The following is a 2,287-nucleotide window of genomic DNA, read 5'->3' as shown; positions in this document are numbered from 1 at the left end:
TCGGCGCCGGCAGCGCCGGTGTAGTAGCCGACCAACTGGCTGCCGGCCACGCCTTCGCGGATCACCACCACCGCCTGGGCCACCCCCGGCTGCGCCAGCAGGCGTGCCGGTACAGCGCGTACATAGCGATGGCGGCCTGCACATGGACTGGCAGGACTTCTCCGCGCTCGACCGCGACAGTCGCCAGCAGCACCTGCAGACCCTCGCCGACAGCGAGGCGCACCGTCCCTTCGACCTTGAGAGCGGGCCGTTGCTGCGGGTCTGCATGGTGAAGATGGCCGAGCGCGAGCACTACCTGGTGGTGACCCTGCACCACATCGTCACCGAAGGCTGGGCGATGGACATCTTCGCCCGCGAACTGGGCGCGCTCTACGAGGCCTTCCTCGACGACCGCGAATCGCCGCTGGAGCCGTTGCCGGTCCAGTACCTGGACTACAGCGTGTGGCAGCGCGAGTGGCTGGAGAGCGGCGAGCGCCAGCGCCAGCTCGACTACTGGAAGGCCCAGCTGGGCAACGAGCATCCGCTGCTCGAACTGCCGGGCGACCGGCCACGCCCGCCGGTGCAGAGCCACCAGGGCGACCTCTACCGCTTCGACCTGAGCCCCGAGCTGGCCGAGCGCGTGCGGCGCTTCAACGCCGCCCGCGGGCTGACCATGTTCATGACCATGACCGCCACCCTTGCGGCCTTGCTCTACCGCTACAGCGGCCAGCAGGACCTGCGTATCGGCGCGCCGGTGGCGAACCGCATCCGCCCGGAGAGCGAAGGGCTGATCGGCGCCTTCCTCAATACCCAGGTGCTGCGCTGCCGGCTCGACGGACAGATGAGTGTCGGCGAGCTGCTTGAGCAGGTGCGGCAGACCGTGATCGATGGCCAGTCGCACCAGGACCTGCCGTTCGACCACCTGGTGGAAGCCCTGCAACCGCCGCGCAGCGCCGCCTACAACCCGTTGTTCCAGGTGATGTGCAACGTCCAGCGCTGGGAGTTCCAGCAGACCCGGCAACTGGCCGGGATGACCGTCGAGTACATCGCCAACGATGCGCGGGCGACCAAGTTCGACCTCAACCTGGAGGTCACCGACCTCGACCAGCGCCTCGGCTGCTGCCTGACCTACAGCCGCGACCTGTTCGACGAACCGCGCATCGCGCGGATGGCCGGACACTGGCAGAACCTGCTGGAGGCGCTGCTGGGCGACCCGCAGCGGCGCATTGCCGAATTGCCGCTGTTCGCCGCCGAGGAGCGGAAGCAACTGCTGCTCGCCGGCACGGCTGGCGAGGCAGGGCTCCAGGACACCCTCCATGGCCTGTTCGCCGCCCGCGTGGCGGCCAGCCCCCAGGCCCCGGCGCTGACCTTCGCCGGACAGACCCTGAGCTATGCCGAACTCGACGCCCGCTCCAACCGCCTGGCGCGCGTCCTGCGCGGTCATGGCGTCGGCCCGGAAGTGCGGGTCGGCCTGGCCCTGGAGCGTTCGCTGGAGATGGTCGTCGGCCTGCTGGCGATCCTCAAGGCTGGCGGCGCCTACGTGCCGCTGGACCCGGAATATCCGCTGGAGCGCCTGCAATACATGATCGAGGACAGCGGCGTACGCCTGCTGCTCAGCCACGCGGCGCTGTTCGAGGCCCTCGGCGAGCTGCCGGCGGGCGTGGCGCGCTGGTGCCTCGAGGAGGACGGCCCGGCGCTGGACGCCGAGGACCCCGCGCCGCTGGCAGCGCTGAGCGGTCCGCAGCACCAGGCCTACCTGATCTATACCTCCGGCTCCACCGGCAAGCCGAAGGGCGTGGCGGTCTCCCACGGCGAGATCGCCATGCACTGCGCCGCGGTGATCGAGCGCTTCGGCATGCGCGCCGAGGATTGCGAACTGCACTTCTATTCGATCAACTTCGACGCCGCCAGCGAGCGCCTGCTGGCCCCGTTGCTGTGCGGCGCCCGCGTGGTGCTGCGGGCCCAGGGCCAGTGGGGCGCGGAGGAAATCTGCGAGCTGATCCGCGCGGAGGGCGTGAGCATCCTCGGCTTCACCCCGAGCTACGGCAGCCAGCTCGCCCAGTGGCTGGAGAGCCAGGGCCGGCAGTTGCCGGTGCGCATGTGCATCACCGGCGGCGAAGCGCTGACCGGCGAGCACCTGCAACGGATTCGCCAGGCCTTCGCCCCGGCGTCGTTCTTCAATGCCTACGGACCGACCGAAACGGTGGTCATGCCGCTGGCCTGCCTGGCTCCCGAACGACTGGAGGAGGGTGCCGCCAGCGTGCCGATCGGCAGCGTGGTCGGCGCGCGGGTCGCCTACATCCTGGAT

The 2,287-nt window shown here is 70.0% G+C and carries 1 pseudogene; it reads left to right on the top strand.

What is annotated here, in order from left to right:
- Window positions 1-100: 100 nt before the first annotated feature.
- Window positions 101-2,287: pseudogene (locus FFS27_RS31940) on the top strand (condensation domain-containing protein); the annotation flags it as partial.

Source organism: Pseudomonas sp. 2VD (assembly GCF_005503585.1).
GTDB lineage: Bacteria > Pseudomonadota > Gammaproteobacteria > Pseudomonadales > Pseudomonadaceae > Pseudomonas > Pseudomonas aeruginosa.
The sequence above is the reverse complement of the archived record's forward strand: the minus strand, read 5'-3'. Positions and strand labels throughout refer to the sequence as shown.